Annotated in this window: 15 protein-coding genes and 1 riboswitch; of the genes, 8 read left to right on the top strand and 7 right to left on the bottom strand. The window is 36.9% G+C overall.

Translation table 11 applies throughout. The features are described 5' to 3' along the window. Positions 1-5: 5 nt before the first annotated feature. Positions 6-629 (bottom strand): hypothetical protein, encoded by a 624-nt coding sequence (locus BGC7_RS06615; RefSeq protein ID WP_157258672.1) that lies wholly within the window; start codon positions 627-629, stop codon positions 6-8. 204 nt (positions 630-833) lie between these two features. Between BGC7_RS06615 and BGC7_RS06610 the strand changes: the two genes are divergently transcribed. Next, positions 834-1,817, top strand: coding sequence for a cation diffusion facilitator family transporter (locus tag BGC7_RS06610; RefSeq protein ID WP_050700774.1), 984 nt, complete (start codon positions 834-836; stop codon positions 1,815-1,817). 1 nt (position 1,818) lies between these two features. Here the strand turns inward: BGC7_RS06610 and BGC7_RS06605 are convergent, their stop codons facing one another. The 6 genes from BGC7_RS06605 to BGC7_RS06575 all read right to left on the bottom strand — a co-directional run bounded on the left by BGC7_RS06605 (position 1,819) and on the right by BGC7_RS06575 (position 10,328). Next, positions 1,819-3,426 carry an MFS transporter gene (locus BGC7_RS06605; protein ID WP_050700773.1) on the bottom strand — a complete coding sequence of 536 codons (1,608 nt, stop codon included), beginning with the start codon at positions 3,424-3,426 and terminating at the stop codon, positions 1,819-1,821. Between the two features lie 3 nt (positions 3,427-3,429). After that, positions 3,430-4,533 (bottom strand): HlyD family secretion protein, encoded by a 1,104-nt coding sequence (locus tag BGC7_RS06600; RefSeq protein WP_050700772.1) that lies wholly within the window; start codon positions 4,531-4,533, stop codon positions 3,430-3,432. Between the two features lie 2 nt (positions 4,534-4,535). Further along, positions 4,536-5,843: a TolC family protein gene (locus BGC7_RS06595; RefSeq protein WP_050700771.1), complete on the bottom strand. Its 1,308-nt coding sequence runs from the start codon at positions 5,841-5,843 to the stop codon at positions 4,536-4,538. Beyond that, on the bottom strand, positions 5,843-6,268 hold the full coding sequence (locus BGC7_RS06590; RefSeq protein ID WP_050700770.1) for a MarR family winged helix-turn-helix transcriptional regulator: 426 nt from the start codon (positions 6,266-6,268) through the stop codon (positions 5,843-5,845). Before BGC7_RS06590 ends, BGC7_RS06595 begins: the two co-directional genes overlap by 1 nt. Before the next feature lie 220 nt (positions 6,269-6,488). Next, positions 6,489-9,818, bottom strand: a complete 3,330-nt coding sequence (locus tag BGC7_RS06580; RefSeq protein WP_050700768.1) for a DEAD/DEAH box helicase — start codon at positions 9,816-9,818, stop codon at positions 6,489-6,491. A gap of 3 nt (positions 9,819-9,821) precedes the next feature. After that, the gene (locus BGC7_RS06575) at positions 9,822-10,328 is read right to left on the bottom strand and encodes a hypothetical protein (RefSeq protein ID WP_050700767.1); all 507 of its coding nucleotides are present in this window, start codon (positions 10,326-10,328) and stop codon (positions 9,822-9,824) included. 149 nt (positions 10,329-10,477) lie between these two features. Further along, positions 10,478-10,573: riboswitch (TPP riboswitch) on the top strand. A gap of 116 nt (positions 10,574-10,689) precedes the next feature. On the opposite strand from BGC7_RS06575, the gene BGC7_RS06570 reads away from it, so the two are divergent. From BGC7_RS06570 to BGC7_RS06540, 7 genes are all read left to right on the top strand, one after another. After that, positions 10,690-12,906: a TonB-dependent receptor gene (locus BGC7_RS06570; RefSeq protein ID WP_050700766.1), complete on the top strand. Its 2,217-nt coding sequence runs from the start codon at positions 10,690-10,692 to the stop codon at positions 12,904-12,906. Positions 12,907-12,970: 64 nt separating this feature from the next. Continuing rightward, entirely contained in the window at positions 12,971-13,591 is a 621-nt protein-coding gene (gene pnuC, locus BGC7_RS06565; RefSeq protein WP_050700765.1) for a nicotinamide riboside transporter PnuC, read from the top strand. 167 nt (positions 13,592-13,758) lie between these two features. Continuing rightward, entirely contained in the window at positions 13,759-14,823 is a 1,065-nt protein-coding gene (locus BGC7_RS06560) for a glycosyltransferase (RefSeq protein ID WP_050700764.1), read from the top strand. After that, positions 14,820-15,884, top strand: a complete 1,065-nt coding sequence (locus tag BGC7_RS06555; RefSeq protein WP_050700763.1) for a glycosyltransferase family 2 protein — start codon at positions 14,820-14,822, stop codon at positions 15,882-15,884. The genes BGC7_RS06560 and BGC7_RS06555 overlap by 4 nt, the downstream gene beginning before the upstream one ends. A 10-nt stretch (positions 15,885-15,894) precedes the next feature. Beyond that, positions 15,895-17,157 carry a hypothetical protein gene (locus BGC7_RS06550; RefSeq protein ID WP_050700762.1) on the top strand — a complete coding sequence of 421 codons (1,263 nt, stop codon included), beginning with the start codon at positions 15,895-15,897 and terminating at the stop codon, positions 17,155-17,157. Further along, positions 17,154-17,861 (top strand): nucleotidyltransferase family protein, encoded by a 708-nt coding sequence (locus tag BGC7_RS06545; protein WP_050700761.1) that lies wholly within the window; start codon positions 17,154-17,156, stop codon positions 17,859-17,861. The genes BGC7_RS06550 and BGC7_RS06545 overlap by 4 nt, the downstream gene beginning before the upstream one ends. Continuing rightward, the gene (locus BGC7_RS06540; protein WP_050700760.1) at positions 17,861-18,400 is read left to right on the top strand and encodes a D-glycero-alpha-D-manno-heptose-1,7-bisphosphate 7-phosphatase; all 540 of its coding nucleotides are present in this window, start codon (positions 17,861-17,863) and stop codon (positions 18,398-18,400) included. The genes BGC7_RS06545 and BGC7_RS06540 overlap by 1 nt, the downstream gene beginning before the upstream one ends. The last annotated feature ends 2 nt before the right edge of the window (positions 18,401-18,402 follow it).

The following is an 18,402-nucleotide window of genomic DNA, read 5'->3' as shown; positions in this document are numbered from 1 at the left end:
AAGACTTACAGTTCGTAGTAAAATCCTCCGGTTTTGATGATAGCATCTCTCAAATAAATATAATCGTTTTTGCCTATCCACACAGAACCATCATCGGAACTGAGAACAATAGTATATTGCAAGTCTTTTGCCTCCTGCATATAGCGCATATATTGAGAAGCTATCTGAATGGACAATTTCTGATTCTTTACTGTTGTCAGGCTTTGTTTTGGTATAACAACATTTTCGTTCCTTTGTCCATCTCGATCTATTATACTCAGATACAGATCTATTGTTATACCTTTTATGGCAATATATATATCTACGTCAGAAGCTATTTCGACAGTACTGGCTCCTTCAAAGAAAAAATTCTTGACAGCATTACCTTCAAAGAGATTTCTCATTGTATCAGTTTTCACTATCGAGAAATCCGGTATCGGCACTCCCCACGGCCTCTCTCCCTGAGGAAGGCCGCTAAGATATATTGTATCCAGACTACCTAATGGAACAGGAGGTATTTTTATTACTCCACTTTTGTCTAAGTTAGCCCAATCGTATTTTTTATCTATACACGAAGAAACCACAAAGAGAGATATTATACCTATTACTATACAATTCAGTAAGTATTTCACTACTATAATATTTAGCATTTCTACAACAATAACAAAATTAAAGTATATTAGAAGATATTGCACCTTTTTCGGGACAAAAGATGCGTATTAAACAAAAGAATTATTCTCCAATCTAGTATGAAGTAATTTATGTAGCGGAAAGATTGAATAAGTTTTATAATTATTTTCCATGTCTGCCGGAAAAACTATTTAACTTTGGAGTAAACTATAAAACGACCAGTAATGAATTCTGAATCGGGTAGAGTCAAACAACGCATACAAACGATTGTAGTAATATGCGGAGTATTTCTTCTTATAGGAAAATTTACAGCTTATTACTTGACAAACTCTGTTGGGATCTTGACAGATGCTATGGAAAGCATTGTTAACGTAGTAGCAGGACTAATAAGCTTATATGCAATTCATCTGGCTGCCAAGCCCAAAGATAAAGATCATCCGTTTGGACATGGAAAAATAGAACTCATTTCAGCATCAATAGAAGGTATTCTTATATTTGGAGCAGGTGCAGTTATTATCTACGAGGGAATAAGCAGGTTATTTACCCCCTCTGTCATCGAGAAGTTAGATTTTGGTATCATCGTAGTTGCCGCTGCCGGATTGGTAAATTACATATTAGGCTGGTATAGCATTCGTCAAGGTAAGAAGTACGATTCCATAGCACTTATTTCGGGGGGGAAGCATTTACAGTCCGACACTTACTCCACAATAGGGCTTGTCATCGGCTTACTGGTTCTATATTTTACAGGTTTGGTTTGGATAGATAGCGCTTTGGCTATTATTTTTGGAGGTATCATTGTATATACAGGAATTAATATTCTCCGAAAAACTATCACAAACCTTATTGATACAGCAGATAGTGCCACTCTTGGTAAAATAACAGAAGCTATTAATGAAAACCGGAAAGATGACTGGATTGACATACATAATCTAAAAGTACTAAAATATGGTAGTGATTATTTCATAGATTGTGATCTCACTCTACCTTGGTACTATAATATAAATGAAGGTCATACACGATGCGAAGATTTACGAATGTGTCTCATCCAGGCTTTTCCTCAAGATACAGTAATATCTATACACTCCGATTCTTGTCTGGAAAAATACTGTACATCTTGCCTTGTAAAAGAGTGTCCTTTTAGAAAAGAGGCTTTTGTAAAACAAGTAAAATTTTCGACCGATAAACTAATAACTGTAGAAGAAGGTTGAATTATCCGGACATATCGTTGCCCATCTTCATCAACTTCACAGGCTTGAATTGTAAAAAGTAAAGAACTATCCCTACCAACAGAATTATACCCAATATAAGCATCCAGCCTGTAATCGTTTTAATACTGACTGTTATAGCCTGTATCTGAATCCTTTGATATAATAGATTCGTTGCTATTTTATGTGCGTCCTCTACACTCCATCCCTGTTGTAGTGCCGTATTTACCGATGAAGAAAACTGGCTTGAGGCTAAAGCATTTTGCATGTCTACACCTTCCGAAAGTACACTTACATTCTTTTGTTGCAAGCGATACAACCAATTAGTCAGTATAGATGCTCCAATAGCCGGAGCCAATGCCGAACGAGCTGAAATAAGGAAGAACGCATTATATATCAACTGTTTTGGAGACAATCCAGATATACCATATATAGCAAATGCCACAAATAAGACAAGCATACCAACTCCTCTCAAAAACATAAGTAAATACAAATCCTCATACATGCCCGATGGAGTAATCTTAAAATATAATAGCCCAATTGATATCGTGAAACACGCAAATCCTAAAAAAATAAGCCACGCCATACGTATTTCCTTCATAAACCAATAATAGCAGATTATAGCTCCGACAACAAAACCCGGAATCATATAAAGATACAACTCATTGATATGAGTACTATCCAGCCTCAGCACATTGGTAGTATATGAGGAGACAAGAATACTGAATGATGCGAAGAACATGAGTACAAAAGAAAGAAGATACACCGTAACCGAGTTTCGGTTTTTAAGTACACTAATATCTAAAAAAGGTTTATCGGAAAATTGTCTGCGTATAAACAGCCATCCGGTGAGAGGTATCAGCACTGTTGCAGTGATAATACTGCCCGAGGTAAACCAGTCCTTTGTTTTACCATATGTAGCCACATAGATAATAGACATAAAACAAACGGATACAAGAAAGAAGCTTGTCCAGTCTATTTCTTTGAATGGAATTTTCACCAGCCTGCGTGCATAAGTCATGCACACTACTACTGCTATAATAGCTACTAACAGTACCAATATCATAAAATAATACATATACTGCCAGTTATATATATAAGCAAATTCGGCAGTAAGCACAAGAGACAGTTGTCCGCAAGTAAGAGTTATAGGGTAGAATTTAGCATAAAACTCGTTACGTGTTCCACTGGGGCTAAATGCCGGCATTAGAATATTGATAGTCTCCACCATCGAGAAAGCCTTAAAGTAACCTATAAAAAAGCTACATACAATGATAACTTCGATATAGCTTGTTTCGGCACAAATAAGACTGAGAGCCACCTGAAATAATAAGACCACAAGTATTATTGTTTTGGCTGTAGCAATAGGCTTAATCTTTGGTATCACCAAATGTGCAACAGCCATACCTACAGACGAGGCATAATATGCAATATTTATGTCCTCTGAAATAACCCCCAAATAACTGGATATATCAATATTACTTCCGGTATACGCTCCATTCACTAACAATATAGGAACCAATATAGTGAGAGCCACTACCACCTTCAGCCAATTGGGTACCCAACTTCTGAAAGGGCTTATGGTTGTTGTTCGTATTACTGGAATTATCATCTCTTAGTCCTTTATGGCTTCTGTAGTTACCATCATTCCTGCTCGTAACTTTTGCATATCCTCTGCGGAAATATCTACAAAGTCGATACGAACAGGGATACGCTGTTGTATCTTGACAAAGTTACCTGCCGAATTATCGGTAGGAAGCATCGAATACTTCGAGCCTGTAGCTTCCGATATTGCAGTTACTCTGCCCTTAAACGTTTTCCCTTTGATAGCATCTACCTTGATTTTTATTTCCTGACCTATATAAATATTTTCAATCTGCATTTCACGATAGTTAGCAATAATCCATTTATTATCATTCTTTATCAGATTGGTTATTGTTTGTCCGGCCTGCACAAGCTGCCCCGCTTCAAGCGTCCGCCGTCCTACATATCCACTATAGGGAGCAATGATAGCCGTATATGAAAGATTGAGCTTTGCCATTTCTAGATCAGCCTCACGCCGAAGTATAGAAGCTTCTGCATTACCTTGTTTTTTTGAAGCTTCTGTCGATGTTGACCTCAACGATTCTTTCTGTCTCAGCAGGGCTGAATAATGAGCCTTCTGCGCTTCATATTCACTTTTCACCTGATCGTATTGCTGCTGCGAAACAGATTCTGCATCCAACAGGTTCTTGTACCGTTTCAGGTCTTGCTCGGCTCTCCAAAGGCGAGCTTGAGCCTCTTCTATATTTGCCTCAGAAACAGTAACATTTGTTGACGTTGTAGCTATGCTCGACGAAAGTACAGATGCAGAGCTTTTTGCATCCATTACGGCAGCTTCAGCATCAAGCAACTTAATCTTAAACTCCCTGTCGTCTATAATCAATAGTGTATCTCCTTTTTCTACCCATTGATGTTCGGTGAAACGCACCTCTTTTATGTATCCTGTTATACGGGAGTTTATCGGAGTAATATACTGTTCTACAGAGGCATCGTTTGTTATCTCGTAACGATAATATCGTATAAAGAAATTTACCCCCCAAGCTATACCACTCAGTGCCAGCAAGATACTGACAGTATTAAGGATTATATTGCGTACACGCTTCTTTTTAAGCTTTCGATAAGCTTCTTTTTCTTCTAATCTTTCTGTATCTACTATTTTTGACTGTTCTGTATCCATAATCAGAGATTTCCACTAACTTTTTGCAGTTGATAATAAGTATATATCGCTTTTGTTTTGGCAGAAGTAAGTTGTAGCTCTGCTGTCAGAAGGACTGAATTCGCATCCAGCAAATCGGTTAATATTGCCAACTGGTTAAAATATTTATTTTTTACTATACGGTAATTTTCTTTTGCCTGCACAAGCGATTCGTTCAAAGCATTTATCCTATCCAATGCTTCTTGATGTTTTACATACGCCGACTTCACATTGGTACGTATATTTTGTTTCTGCTGTAGTTGCGCCAATTCTTGAAGACTGACCTGCTGTCTGGCTACATTGGTGTTGCGTTTCTTATCGAACAGGGCAGATATATGATAAGACAAATTGAGACTTACCCCCCATGCGTTCAGAAACAGATCTTGCGCCGGAGAGATGTTCGGTATCGGTCGGGCTAAAGTATTACTTGCCTGTAGCGACAAGGTAGGGAGGTAGTCGGCCTTAGTTAGTTTCAGGTTGCTGCGGGCTATGTCTATATTACGTTCTGCCATTTTCAGATCGGGGTATTGCAAATATGCCTGATATATATAATCGCTCTCGGGCAATGTATTGGTACGTGAAGCCAGAAGATCCATATCAGGTTCTAAAACCAGACTTTCATCCAATCCCAATACAATATTAAGTTGCTGGGAAACAAGAGATATATCATTTTCTGTTTCTTTATACGACAACTCATAGTTTGTGAGTAAAAGCTTACTCCGCAATACATCGTTAGTTGTTATCATACCCTGCTCCTTCATTTTCTCAATATCTTTGAGACGAACCTTAGCTTCTTCTATATTTTGGGCATATACATCTCGGCTTTTGTACAAATTAAACAAGTCTAGGTATTTACCTATCAGCCACAGTTTTAATTCTGCTTTATCTTTTTGCAAGCCTAATTCTGCAACTTCTTTTTCCAGACGGGCTTTTTCTATACCATTGCTGATTCTTCCACCCTGATAAATAGGTTGAGTGGCGCTGATTTGATAATTTTGCTTCCAATCCGGAGCTTCGGAATGTTTCAAGAAAGACAGATCTTTGTCGAGAATTGTCGGTGTACCTACATACCCTAACAGCCCACTAACATAAATATCAGGCAACTGCTTTTTCTTTGCAAGACCCAGTTTGTCTTCCGAGATATGCGCTTTAATTACAGATTGCTGTATTGCTATACTATTTTGCATCCCTCTCTCGAAAAGTTCTTCTACTGTAAGCCTATACGGCGATTGAGCTATCAGTAGCGGTAAAACCGAGAAAAATGCGATAATTATTATTAAACTTCTTTTCACTACTTTTCTTTTATAGTCTGTGTAAACTCCTGCATATATTCGATACATATTCCGATATGCTCCAAATCGAGACATTCTTCCATTTGGCTATACACGTCTTCAATTATTCTTTTTATTTCTTTGTAAAGTTCGTTACCCTTTTGTGTGAGGAGAACAAGCTTGCTCCTTTTATCATTCACATCCTCTTCTCGTCTTATCAAGCCTCTTTTTTCCATATTCTTGATAAGATAGGACAGACTCGATTTATCTTTAAACGTCAGATTTGCCAACTCTTGCTGATTTACATTGCCGGCTCCATCAAGACATCGTAAGATGTGCAACATCTCAAATGTCACATCTATATTATGTTCTCGTATTTCTCTATGGATTATCTGACGGTAGTAAGACTGGGTCTGCAATATTGTTTGTATAAATTTTTGCACCATGTCCATGTTATTTGAGTGCAAAGATACGACAAAAAAACAATTAGTTGAACATTCAACCAAACATTTTTATATTATCATAAGTTCAATAAAATTACAGAACTTACCAAGCCTATATTTTACAGTTTACTTTATCTATAAAGTTTTTAATAAACAGTACGAGCAAACTAGAAAAAAGTAATAAATGAAAAAATAAGAGAAAAGAGTACAAGTTTGTCAGGTTTTAGTTAAAATCATCCGGCAGGATATTTTTGTAGATTGGATTTTGATGTAGTATATAGTCATTACCGATAAGAAACAGTTGTTCACGAGCACGGGTAAGAGCAACATTAAGTTTGCGATCTACTGTACCCTCCCTGTTCATATTACTAAAATTGTCCAGTTGATAAGAATGGTTGAAGCAAAAGGAAACGAGGATAATATCTCGTTGGCTCCCTTGATATCGTTCGACAGTGTCTACCATGATATCAGCTAACTCAGGAATTCCTGTCTCTACCAGTTTGTGTTTTATAAGAGCTATCTGATTACGGTAAGGAGCTACTATTCCTAGAGTCCGATTAGAGTTGAAGGTCAAGTCGTTTTTTCTATATAAAGAGACTACTGCCTTGGCAATAGAAACTACCATGTCGGCTTCCGCCCTGTTTGTTTTATCTGTAAGATTTGTATTATCAACTTCTCGTACAGGACAAAAAGAAACTCTGCGGGTAGCTACAAGTGTCTCGAAAAAATCGTTCTCATCGTAAATTCTATATAACAGAGGCTCAGTCTGCCTTTCAGTAGCTATTTGCAGCTGACTATCGTAAAAAGAAGCATTAACGAGCTCGGCAATCTTTTCGTGCATACGACCGTGATATGTAAGAGTATCATAAGCTTGTGTCCATTCTTTTTTAAGACAGATACGAAACAGCCTTTCGAATAGAGATTCACGGCAGTCGTATAATTCGATAGAGTTTAGTAAACCATCTGCAACCTGTGACTTGTTCTCGCTCTGGAGAGTAATGGTAGATAGCTGCTTGTGGTCGCCTATCATAATGAACTTGTCAAATAGAGGAAGCAGTCCTACTATTTGCGGCTCCAGTATTTGTGAAGCCTCATCTATAATAGCTACATCGAAATGCTTTATAGCCATAAGTTCAGGCTTTCCGATAACAGAAGCCAAAGTACCCACAAATATACGAGCATGACGTATTTCGTCAAGCAGTTCTTTTCTGCTTCGGGCTTTATGCGAAACGTTTTGCAACAGGCGATGACGATATGCTTCGCCACACGACAGCTCCGAACCAATTCGTATATATCGGGTACAGTCTTCTTCTCTTTCGGCAAATGCCTCACAGATAGCAGCGCATAGTTCATCTACTGCCCTGTTGGTATATGCCATTACAAGGATATTCGTATCTGGCGAAGTATATAATTGCTCTATAAGTTTTCGGGCAAATATAGAAGTCTTTCCTGTACCGGGAGGACCTACTATAAGGAAGTAGTCTTGTGCGGCAATGGCTTTATCAATTACTTCTTGCTCCTTACTCTCTTTTGTCATGACTGTGCTTCTACTTTCTTTATACGATGAATCGGGCTTTTGATGCCCCAGCAATAAAGCCTTCCTGTCGGGAGCGGAAGACAAGAAAGAGAAAAGGCTCTTAAACATATTGTTGTAGCCATGATCGAGTTTGTCGTGCTCTACAGTCCAATATTTGTAGCGGGAAAAGAAGCTGAGGTTTCGCTGTTTGTATCTGAAGCGCAGAACAACCTGTGCTGACGATATTTCAACCACCGTGCCTTTAAGAATCTGATTTGTCAGAACCGTCTCATCTTCATTCTGTTTAGGATAGAGAATACAAATCTCTCCTTCACGGAAATTGACGCATTCATCGGGGAAAGTTCTTTGAAAGGAGATTACCATATCCCGACCGCTACTGTCTATTCTTTCTATTTCGAGATCGGATATAAGTTCTAAAGCATCCTGTCGTTCATGGAACGTTGTGTTCCAAAGGCTGGCCACGCTCATTGACGAAGCACTACCTTCATCACCAACTTTCAGCAGGTATAGTTCTCTTGATATAAAATTGACATAACGATTGAAGTATGCTCTTTCAACTGTACTTGCATTATTAAGCACCTTTTGCATTTCGTCCAATTTGTCGCAGAAGAACTGAGGTACTCTTCCATAACTATCAAGATCGAAAAGAGATGAGAACACATCTGCTACACTATCCGAGTCGCCTGTATATAGCTTATGTTCGGTAGCTATAACCATATTGCGGATATTGATTATCTCTTTCTCGAGTTTATGATATGTGGCAGCAAAGCGCAGATTCTCACCTTTGTTTTCAGCAGAAGAGTATAATATGGTTGGATAAATCTGACGGGAACTTTTTCCGAACACACTCTGTATCATCAGCCGATAGACTATAGTTTGCGTCTCGTGATTAGGCGCTATTCTAGTTACGTCTTCGCGGGGATAAGGAGGCTTCCCTGACTTCAATTCTACAATACGGCTTACTCTATTATCGTCACTTGACAATTGAAGCAAGTCGAGACGCCCCTGAAAACCATACTTTTCGCAGAAGAAAGAAGGTTCCAGCATACACTCTTCTCGGTTAAATCCATTAGCGGGCATATCCTCCTGAACAACTCTTTTGATATTAGCAAACTGAGTCTGGGCTTTTATCATAAACTCCTTAAAGTCGGCATTACTTGCAATATCTTTACATGCTGCATACTCAAAGGGCATCGTCTTAAATGATTTAAGAAACACCTCATCGAAAGAAAGCTGATCTATATCTTCAGCATAGATAAGTTCATCTAAGAAGAAGTTAGCCAGATTTCCGAGCAATATATAATGCGTATTTACACTCGGCTCGAACTTCCGTCTAAAATAGTGCAGATGTGAACTTCCATACGACTGAAAGCACTCAGCTATTGCAGAAGCATCTATCAAATAATCGGGCTCAACTACAATTATATTGGGTACACAGTAGCCCGACTTATCAATCTTTGCATCTATAAGATTTAGTTGTGCCCCAACCCAAAGATTATCTAGCGTTTCTTTGAAGTCTTCTTTTAAAGAAGACAAGAAAGGCTGTATCTTTATTGTATGCCCGATAAAAGAATCGGCTTCGCATTCTATAATACCACTATTTTGATCGATAGAGGTTATTTGCACCCGTATTTTCTCAAATACTCCTTCTTGTACAGCTACAAGAGAATCTTCATTCTCACAGAATACAGCATCATTGCCTATTGCCCGTAAAAATCGCTCAACTGTTTCTTTAGCCTGTTCATATTGATTGGTAGAGATTGTATTCTGTTCGCTTTTGAGAAGGAAATTAGCTTTTACACGTACATTTTGGAGTTGTCGTTCAAGCGATTTTGGCAGGGTATATTTCTGGCCAATAAAGACAATACGGGAGAATAAAGAAGGAAACTGCAAAGATTCCTCGGATGTGATATCTTTGCAGTTTCGTTCCAGTATTTGTTTAAGTCTGATATACTTATCCCGTAAAGATAAGGCAGACTTATCTATTTCTCTTATTTCGTTAAGATAATCCGACATTGATTAGTCTCGGACATATATATCAAGGCTATTATTGAATGTAAATATAAGAGGGCCACCATCACCGATATTAGAAGTACCAGTAATTGTAATATCCACATATCCCTTGTACCTCATAGCATCGATAACATCTGCCATGAAATTCTTAAACCCATTATCATCAATAGCAAACTCTCCGTTTCTATCTGCATAGATAGTCCCCATATAATCATAGCTTATATTTCCTCCATCCGCAAATAACCTTAAAGTAACTCGATCTTGCTGTACCATATTGGATACAATAAGCCATGAATTCAGAGTTCTTACTTCAAGTAATTGCATTCTAGTAATATCTGTATCCAATATTCTTATTGTATAATTAAATCTCCCATTATATGTATCAACAGGCACTTCTGTTTCAAAATTAAGAGTAGTTGCTTTCCAATATTCATCATTCTCACAAGAAGAGAATGTTACCAGTGCAACAATTAATAATAGTGTTGTAAATAGTTTGTTTTTATATCTTTTCATAACAATTAATAATTTAATGACAAAGGTACATTTTTATCTTTAATATATAGACTCTGATTTCTGCATTTAGTTACATCAGAAATTAGCATTTATAGAAACAATTTATAAAGATTAAACACTTATTTATTAAAAAGGTTTACTTATCTTTGTCGCAATCTTAGGGGTGCCTTAATATAACGGGCTGAGATCATACCCACACACCTGATCCGGATAATGCCGGCGTAGGGAAAGAAGAAATGCTCATGTGCGCACGCATATTCTTTAATTTTCTAGGGAAGTCATCTTAATAAAAACCCCTTTTTTGTTTAACATGTGTATGGCAATCAGAATTGCTATGTACTTTATTAAAGTAATAACTTAAATGAAAAAGGTATTTCTTATTCTTTCTGCTTTGTTTACAAGCAGTGTAGTAATCTATTCACAACAGAAGGCTGACAGTCTTAAAGTTGTAAAACTGGAAGAGGTCGTTGTTTCTGCCACACGGGCAGGAGCAGATGCTCCAATCGCCTACTCCGATTTGAGTGAGGGACAAATAAAACAGGACAACGCAGCAAAAAACATTCCGTTCATTTTGCAGACCTTACCTTCTGTAGTATCCTATGGCGAAGGAGGAACAGCGGTTGGGAACACATCGTTTCGTATTCGGGGAACAGATGCAAATCGCATCAACATTACACTAAACGGCATGCCGTTAAATAATCCTGAGAGTCAGGAAGTATATTGGGTCAACCTACCCGATTTGTCAAACTCTCTTCAGAGTATGCAGGTACAACGAGGCGTAGGTACATCTACTAACGGCACCGCCTCCTTCGGAGCAAGTATTTCTATGCAGACCTTGGGCGGAAGACCAAAAGCCTATGCAGACATATCTTCTGCCTATGGACAATACAATACATTCCTATTGTCAGGAGCTGCGGGTACAGGGATTCTCAAAAATGGTTTTTCACTTGATGCTCGTTATTCTGCCATAAAAAGTGATGGATATATTCGTAACGGAAAAGTAGACCACAAAAATATTTATGCAGCATTATCCCATTATTCCGATAAGCAATTGATCCGCCTCATATACATGAACGGGATTCAGCACACAGGAATAACATGGTGGGGAATAGACCCCGAAATGGTAAAAAAAGACCGCCGCTACAATCCTGCAGGAGAATACACTGATGATAATGATAAAACCCGTTACTATGATAATGATACGGACAACTATTATTCTAACATAGGACAACTAATCTATACACGCTACCTGTCCAATTCGTTGACATTGAATATAAATTTGAGTTACAATAACGGATATGGATATTACGAAAACTATCTGACAGGAGAAACATTTGCCAACTATGGGCTAAGCAATCAGGTAGAAAATGGAAAAATCTATGAAAACTCAGATCTTATACTCCGTAAGCTAATGAAAAATAATTTCTATGTAGGTGGAGCAAATGTAGAGTACAATAAAGATAAGTTCAAGATTTCGGCTGGTAGTATGTTTACCTATTATGATGGTGAGCATTATGGAAGAATACTTTGGATAAAGCATAATGAGAATATCCCATACGGTTATCAGTGGAACCGGAACACTGCTGTAAAGCAAGATGTCAATGCATTTCTGAAAGCAGAATATCGTCCTATAGAAAATCTATCATTATTTGCAGAAGTACAAGACAGGTACATAGATTACAGAATGAAGGGCCTGGATGATGATTTAATAGACCTGACCAATAAAAACTATTATAACTTTATCAATCCACAAGGAGGACTATCTTATCGTTTCAGCAAATACAATGAAATTTATGGTTCTGTGGGGATATCTAATCGCGAACCTCTACGAGCAGATCTGAAAGAGTCTTTAAAAAAGGGAGTTTCTCGCAGTATCAAACCTGAAAGACTGTATGACTATGAATTTGGATACAAATATGCGAACTCCATAGTCGCTTTCAGTGCCAATTACTATTATATGGACTACAAAGACCAATTAGTACAAACCGGCAGACTAAATGAGGTAGGTTACAAACTACAAGAGAACGTTCCTGACAGTTATCGCACCGGAATAGAGCTATCATTAGCTTATACACCCACATACTGGCTGCGTATGGACGGAAATATTACATTCAGTAGAAATAAGATAAAAAATTATACAGCTTATTACAGACAATATGATATGGACGAGAATGAGGTAGAGCAAGCTACCGAATTTTTCAAGTCTACAGATATATCCTTTTCTCCTAATACTGTCGGTAGTTTTATTCTTACTTTCAAACCTTTCGAAAAGGAAGAATTTAGTCTATCTTTTGCAAATAAGTATATAGGACGTATGTATTATGACAACACTTCTAATCCGGACAACCGCCTATCAGACTATTTGGTTACTGATATGGTCGCATCATATACTTTAGATGCAAAGAAGATAGGCAAATTCGATTTTCAGTTTTATATTAACAATATGGCTAGTATAAAATATAACTCGAATGCATGGGTAAGTACTTCTGTTTTGACAGACGGAACAAAAACTGTATATAAAGGAGTGTTCCCTCAGGCAGGAGCGAACCTTATGGGACGAGTGAGATACCGTTTTTAATTGAAAACTATGTAAGGAGTGCCTTTTTTGCCATACTTAAGGCACTCCTTATTTTTTTAGCTTTATGACTGATATTATAACATTTATAGAATCTAACTGGATTAGTATAACAGGAGCCTTAATAGGTTTAATATTTCTGTATTTGGAGTATAAGGCCAATGTTTGGATGTGGGCTGCAAGTATAATAATGGCTGCATTTTACATCTGTATTTTCTATAAGACAGAATTATATGCAAGTATGACTATATACATATACTTCTTTCTGGCATCCATCTATGGATGGGTAATGTGGATAATGCGAAATCGGGATAGAGATACCGGCGAAGAAATAATAAGCACTGTACCTTCTAAATATATATTACCTCTTGCTCTTGGAGTAATATTAACATTCCTAATTATATACTTTATACTGATTCAATTTAGCCGAAGCTCTATCTTTATTACTATAGGTGACGCTACTACAACTGCGCTAAACATAGTTGCCTTATGGATGATTTCGCGGAAATGGGCTGAACAATGGCTATTGGTAATTCCGGCCAATTTAATATCAGGAATTTTACTGTTTGCTCAACACGATAGTATGTCTGGAACTCTGTTCATCGTATATTTTATTGTTTCCATTCTTGGATACTTTAGATGGAAAAAGATCGCCACTCCTGAGAATAACAACACAATAAACAGTTAACAACCAAGACACCACATTGGGTTAGTCAGGTCTTAAGGTATTTTTTACATTCTATTTATCATTAAAGAGTTACAGTATTCTAATGATAATTTATAAATGTAATTTTTTCTATTTTTCTGAACAAAAGCTATTATCTTTGTATCTTTTACATAGGCAAGATTACATAAATGAGGATTTTTCAGATAATTACGGTCTCTGAATATGGTGGAGCACAAACGGTTGTAGCAAATCTTGTAAAGGCATTAAGTCCTGAGCACGAGCTTTTTGTTTTGTTTGGAGGCAACGGTGAAGCATGGGACTCGCTAGGACATAACTTTACAAAAATCAGATTAAACAATCATCGCAAAGAAGTTTCATGGAGAGATATCGGTTTATTATTAAAGTTGTTTTATTATCGTTTTAAGTATAGGCCGGATGTAGTACATCTGCATTCTTCAAAAATGGGAGTATTGGGGCGTATCGCCTTCTCTTCTAAAAGAATAGTATATACCGTACATGGATTCGACTCCATAAGAAAAGCATATCCTCGATTTCTTGTTGTTGAAAAAAAATTAAAAAACAGGGCATTCCGTATAGTTGGTGTAAGTAAGTATGATATTGCAGTCTTAAAGGAAGAAGGCATAACTCAAAATGTAGTATGTGTCTACAATGGTGTTGTAGATGAATTTGAAACCAATTCCTACATTCCCGAAAATATAGTAACCAAATTAGAAGAAATAAAGAACAGATACTCTAAAGTTGTGATGTGTGTATCACGTATATCGAAACAAAAGAAATTTGATCTGTTTTTGGATATTGCCAGACAAATGCCACAGTATGCGTTTGTATGGCTGGGAAATAAAAATGAGATAGAAGGGTTGCCCGACAATGCCTATTGCTTGGGAGAAGTTCATTCTGCTTATTCTTGCTTGAGATATGCCGATCTGTTTATACTCCCATCCAACTACGAAGGTCTTCCCATGTCTTTGTTAGAAGCCTTATCCTTTAAGGTTCCTGTTGTTGCATCTGCGGTAGGAGGAATTACAGAAATTCTCGATGGAAAGAACGGATTTACTGTAAAGAACGACATAACCGAATTTGAAGAAAAGATATCATATACACTTTCTGAAGAAAATATTCAAAAAAGCATGTCGGAATATGCAAGACAATCATATCTTGCTAACTTTACTATCGAAAAAATGGTGGCTGGTTATAAAGCTATATATAACGAAATAACTCGCACAAAAAAATGAATACCCCTTTAGTATCAGTATTGATGCCTTGTTACAACGTAGAGCAATATGTTAGAGAATCGCTTTATTCGATCTTGAACCAAACATATTCCAATCTGGAGGTAATAGCAATCAACGACTGTTCGTCCGATTCCACCGGTGAAATATTACATTCCATAGCGCAGACGGATAACAGAGTAAAGGTTGTGGATAATGAACAGAATCTGAAACTGATAAAAACACTAAATAAAGGGATATCTCTATGCAATGGGGCTTATATAGCCCGAATGGACGCAGATGATATATCGTTGCCTACACGAATAGAAAAAGAAGTCTGCTTTTTGGAACAACATACCGATCACGACATAGTAAGTTCTCTATTTCTGGCATTCAGATCAGAGAACCTTAACAAAAAGAGTCTTCACCAAAGTCCTCTACTCGACTTGGAACTAAGAGCATATATGCTATTTAAATCCGGAATTTGCCACCCTGCCGTAATGATTCGCAAGCGGGTTTTTACAGAATTAGGATTAAGTTTCGAACGAGAGTATCTGCATGTTGAGGATTATGCTCTATGGTCGGAGGCCATATATAAAACAAAAATTGCAAATATAGGAGAACCTCTTTTGCTCTACCGTATACATAAACAGCAGGTATCGTCACTATACGAAGATATACAAACGGAAAATAAGAAAAAAGTATTTAAAATTCATTGCTCTCAGCTAGGTCTACCTCTCGATGATGAATTTCTCGACATATACACATCTGTAGCAGAAGCTGTGCCTTTACTATCGTCTTTTAAATATCTTGATAAATGTGAAGAATTTATGCTTAGACTGATAGAAATAAATCGTAACAAACATTTCTGTGACGCCTCATACCTCGAACGTATGCTATCAATACATTGGTTGCGATTATGTGCGAACTCAAGATTAGGATTAAAGGTTTTGAAGCGATTACAAGCTTCTATTCTTTATAAGGAAGAGAATTATACATCCCGGGATTTTGCCATTCTTTATACAAAGTGTACTTTTAAGCTTAAATATAAGAAGTCCCTTATTTACAAACTTGTGTTCAGATAAAAAATAATCTATGGATAAATTGAAGCATTACATACCAATGTTATTGCCTCTGCTATTAACTTTTTACCATATATATCCGCAGGCGTTAGACGTGCGGGGCTCTTCCTTCATTCTGTTTTCGGGAATAATAGGGTTGGCATACTACGCATATCATCGCTTCCCTTTCAAAGAGACTATATATCTTATCGCAGCCATGTTATTCATGCTATTCTGGTTCTATACGGTATCATGGTACAACAATACAAACGACCCTTATACCTTAGGATATTTTAAGAGTGAAATAGCCTGGTTTTTCTCATCGTATCTCATTGTGCTTTTTATTTACAAGGTCCATACTAAACCTTCTGTCAATACGGTGTTGATGTATATTGTCATGGCAGTAGCATTACAATGTTTTATCACCTTCATCATGTATTTGAATAAGGATATCGCCGATTTCTTTTTCTCTTTACAGCTACAGGCACAGTATACAGAAGATGTAGTAGGTGAGAACAACTGGCAACGACTAATGGGTTACGGCATCGGGTTCTTTGGTGCCGGAGCAAATAATGGTATTGCATTAGTTATTCTTTCGTATCTTTTAATAACTAAGCCTCTCGAGAATAAAGAGTTTTTATTATTGGCCGTTTTATATGTATTCATTTTCTACATAAGTCTGTTTATGGCACGTACTACAGTTATCGGTGCAGGGGTTGGGTTCGGACTTATGGCATATCTCTACTTTACAAATAAAGACGCTAAAAAGAAGCAGGCTCGACGATTTCTGTTATCATCAGTCTTTTTATTATTTGCGGGTTATTTATTTGCGATGTTCTATTTTGAGGGCCTTTCCAATTGGGCATTTGAATTATTTATCAACATTGCAGAAAAAGGAGAAGTAACAACACAATCTTCGAGTGGGTTGAAAGAAATGTTTAGAATACCTAAGACAATAGGAGTTCTTTTATTTGGTGACGGACGAATGGTATTTAGAGGTACCGATGTGGGATTCTCCAGAATGTTGTTCTATGTTGGTGTCATTGGCTCCATTTTATTCTATGGCTATGCTTTTTTCATAGTCAAGATGTGGGGGACAAAACATAAAACAATAAATCTATTAGGCTACTCATTAGCAATATACAGCTTGATCTTAAACGCTAAAGGATGGTACGACCTGAACCATATCTTGTTTATGATCTTCTTCTTCTTTATGTTTTACAAGTATTACATTTATATTCCAAAACTAAATAGTACGAAATTACAGAACAATGGTTTTATTAAAAGCACTATATGAAAAACGTTGATGAATGTATAATTCTTGCCGGAGGATTTGGTACAAGATTACAGTCGGTAGTCAGCGATGTACCTAAAAGCATGGCTCTTGTAGCCAATAGGCCTTTTTTAGAATATCTCTTTGAATACTTAGAACAACAAGGCATCAAACATGTCGTACTTTCACTTGGATATAAAGCAGATGTGGTAATAGATTGGCTCAAATCGCAACAAAGAAAATTTGACATTTCTTATCAGATTGAAGAAACTCCATTGGGTACGGGAGGAGCCATTAAATTTGCTTTCGAAAAGATACAAGGAGATAGTGCTTTTATTATTAATGGTGATACCTTTTTTGATGTCAACTTGAACCGTTTTCAAACATTTCACAAATCGTCAGATGCAGATATTTCTATTGTTCTGAGAGAGATGTCGGAGTTTGACAGATACGGATCAGTAAATATTGCTTCCGACAATAGAATTACTCGTTTTAACGAAAAGAAATATTGCAAATCGGGGCTCATCAATGGCGGAACCTATCTGATCAACAAAATTACTTTCGAAAGATTGAATACAGGACAACAATTCTCTTTCGAAAAAGATGTTTTGGAAGCACATATATCTGACATACAAATATATGGACATATAGAGAATGGGTATTTTATTGACATTGGTATCCCTTCTGATTTCGAAAAAGCAAACCTTGACTTTAAAAGTAAATTTTGATGACAAATACAACTAAATATAATTATCTTTTTCTCGATAGAGATGGAGTCATTAACATTGAAAGACCTAATGACTACGTCAAAAACAGAGACGAATTTATTTTTACAGATGGTGCATTAGATGCTATCACAATCCTATCTAAGAAATTTGAATATATTTTTATCATTACGAACCAGCGAGGGGTTGGCAAGCAAGTAATGAGTCTTGTCAATTTGGCCGATGTACATAATTATATGCTTACAGAAATTAAAAAAGCTGGAGGTAATATTTCCGAAATCTATTTTTGTACAGATACTGATTCTACCTCAATCAACAGAAAACCAAATATCGGTATGGGTTTCAAGGCACAATTTGAATTTCCCCAAGTAGACTTCCGGCACTCTATTATGGTGGGCAATAGCAAATCTGATATAGAATTCGGTAATAAACTCGGAATGTACACAGTTTTGGTTGGAGATAAATACGATAAAAAGGATAAAATATACAAAAGCGTAAACGCTTATTACGAAAATCTATATAAGTTTGCACAGAACTTATAAAC

Source organism: Dysgonomonas sp. BGC7 (assembly GCF_001261735.1).
Lineage (GTDB): Bacteria > Bacteroidota > Bacteroidia > Bacteroidales > Dysgonomonadaceae > Dysgonomonas.
Note: the sequence above shows the minus strand (reverse complement) of the source record. Positions and strands in the feature narration are given on the sequence as shown.

What these genes read in the sequence shown, in the direction of transcription:
- BGC7_RS06615 (WP_157258672.1), bottom strand. Translation starts at nt 629, where the DNA reads ATGCTAAATATTATAGTAGTGAAATACTTACTGAATTGTATAGTAATA.
- BGC7_RS06610 (WP_050700774.1), top strand. Translation starts at nt 834, where the DNA reads ATGAATTCTGAATCGGGTAGAGTCAAACAACGCATACAAACGATTGTA.
- BGC7_RS06605 (WP_050700773.1), bottom strand. Translation starts at nt 3,426, where the DNA reads ATGATAATTCCAGTAATACGAACAACAACCATAAGCCCTTTCAGAAGT.
- BGC7_RS06600 (WP_050700772.1), bottom strand. Translation starts at nt 4,533, where the DNA reads ATGGATACAGAACAGTCAAAAATAGTAGATACAGAAAGATTAGAAGAA.
- BGC7_RS06590 (WP_050700770.1), bottom strand. Translation starts at nt 6,268, where the DNA reads ATGGTGCAAAAATTTATACAAACAATATTGCAGACCCAGTCTTACTAC.
- BGC7_RS06580 (WP_050700768.1), bottom strand. Translation starts at nt 9,818, where the DNA reads ATGTCGGATTATCTTAACGAAATAAGAGAAATAGATAAGTCTGCCTTA.
- BGC7_RS06575 (WP_050700767.1), bottom strand. Translation starts at nt 10,328, where the DNA reads ATGAAAAGATATAAAAACAAACTATTTACAACACTATTATTAATTGTT.
- BGC7_RS06570 (WP_050700766.1), top strand. Translation starts at nt 10,690, where the DNA reads ATGAAAAAGGTATTTCTTATTCTTTCTGCTTTGTTTACAAGCAGTGTA.
- pnuC (WP_050700765.1), top strand. Translation starts at nt 12,971, where the DNA reads ATGACTGATATTATAACATTTATAGAATCTAACTGGATTAGTATAACA.
- BGC7_RS06560 (WP_050700764.1), top strand. Translation starts at nt 13,759, where the DNA reads ATGAGGATTTTTCAGATAATTACGGTCTCTGAATATGGTGGAGCACAA.
- BGC7_RS06555 (WP_050700763.1), top strand. Translation starts at nt 14,820, where the DNA reads ATGAATACCCCTTTAGTATCAGTATTGATGCCTTGTTACAACGTAGAG.
- BGC7_RS06550 (WP_050700762.1), top strand. Translation starts at nt 15,895, where the DNA reads ATGGATAAATTGAAGCATTACATACCAATGTTATTGCCTCTGCTATTA.
- BGC7_RS06545 (WP_050700761.1), top strand. Translation starts at nt 17,154, where the DNA reads ATGAAAAACGTTGATGAATGTATAATTCTTGCCGGAGGATTTGGTACA.
- BGC7_RS06540 (WP_050700760.1), top strand. Translation starts at nt 17,861, where the DNA reads ATGACAAATACAACTAAATATAATTATCTTTTTCTCGATAGAGATGGA.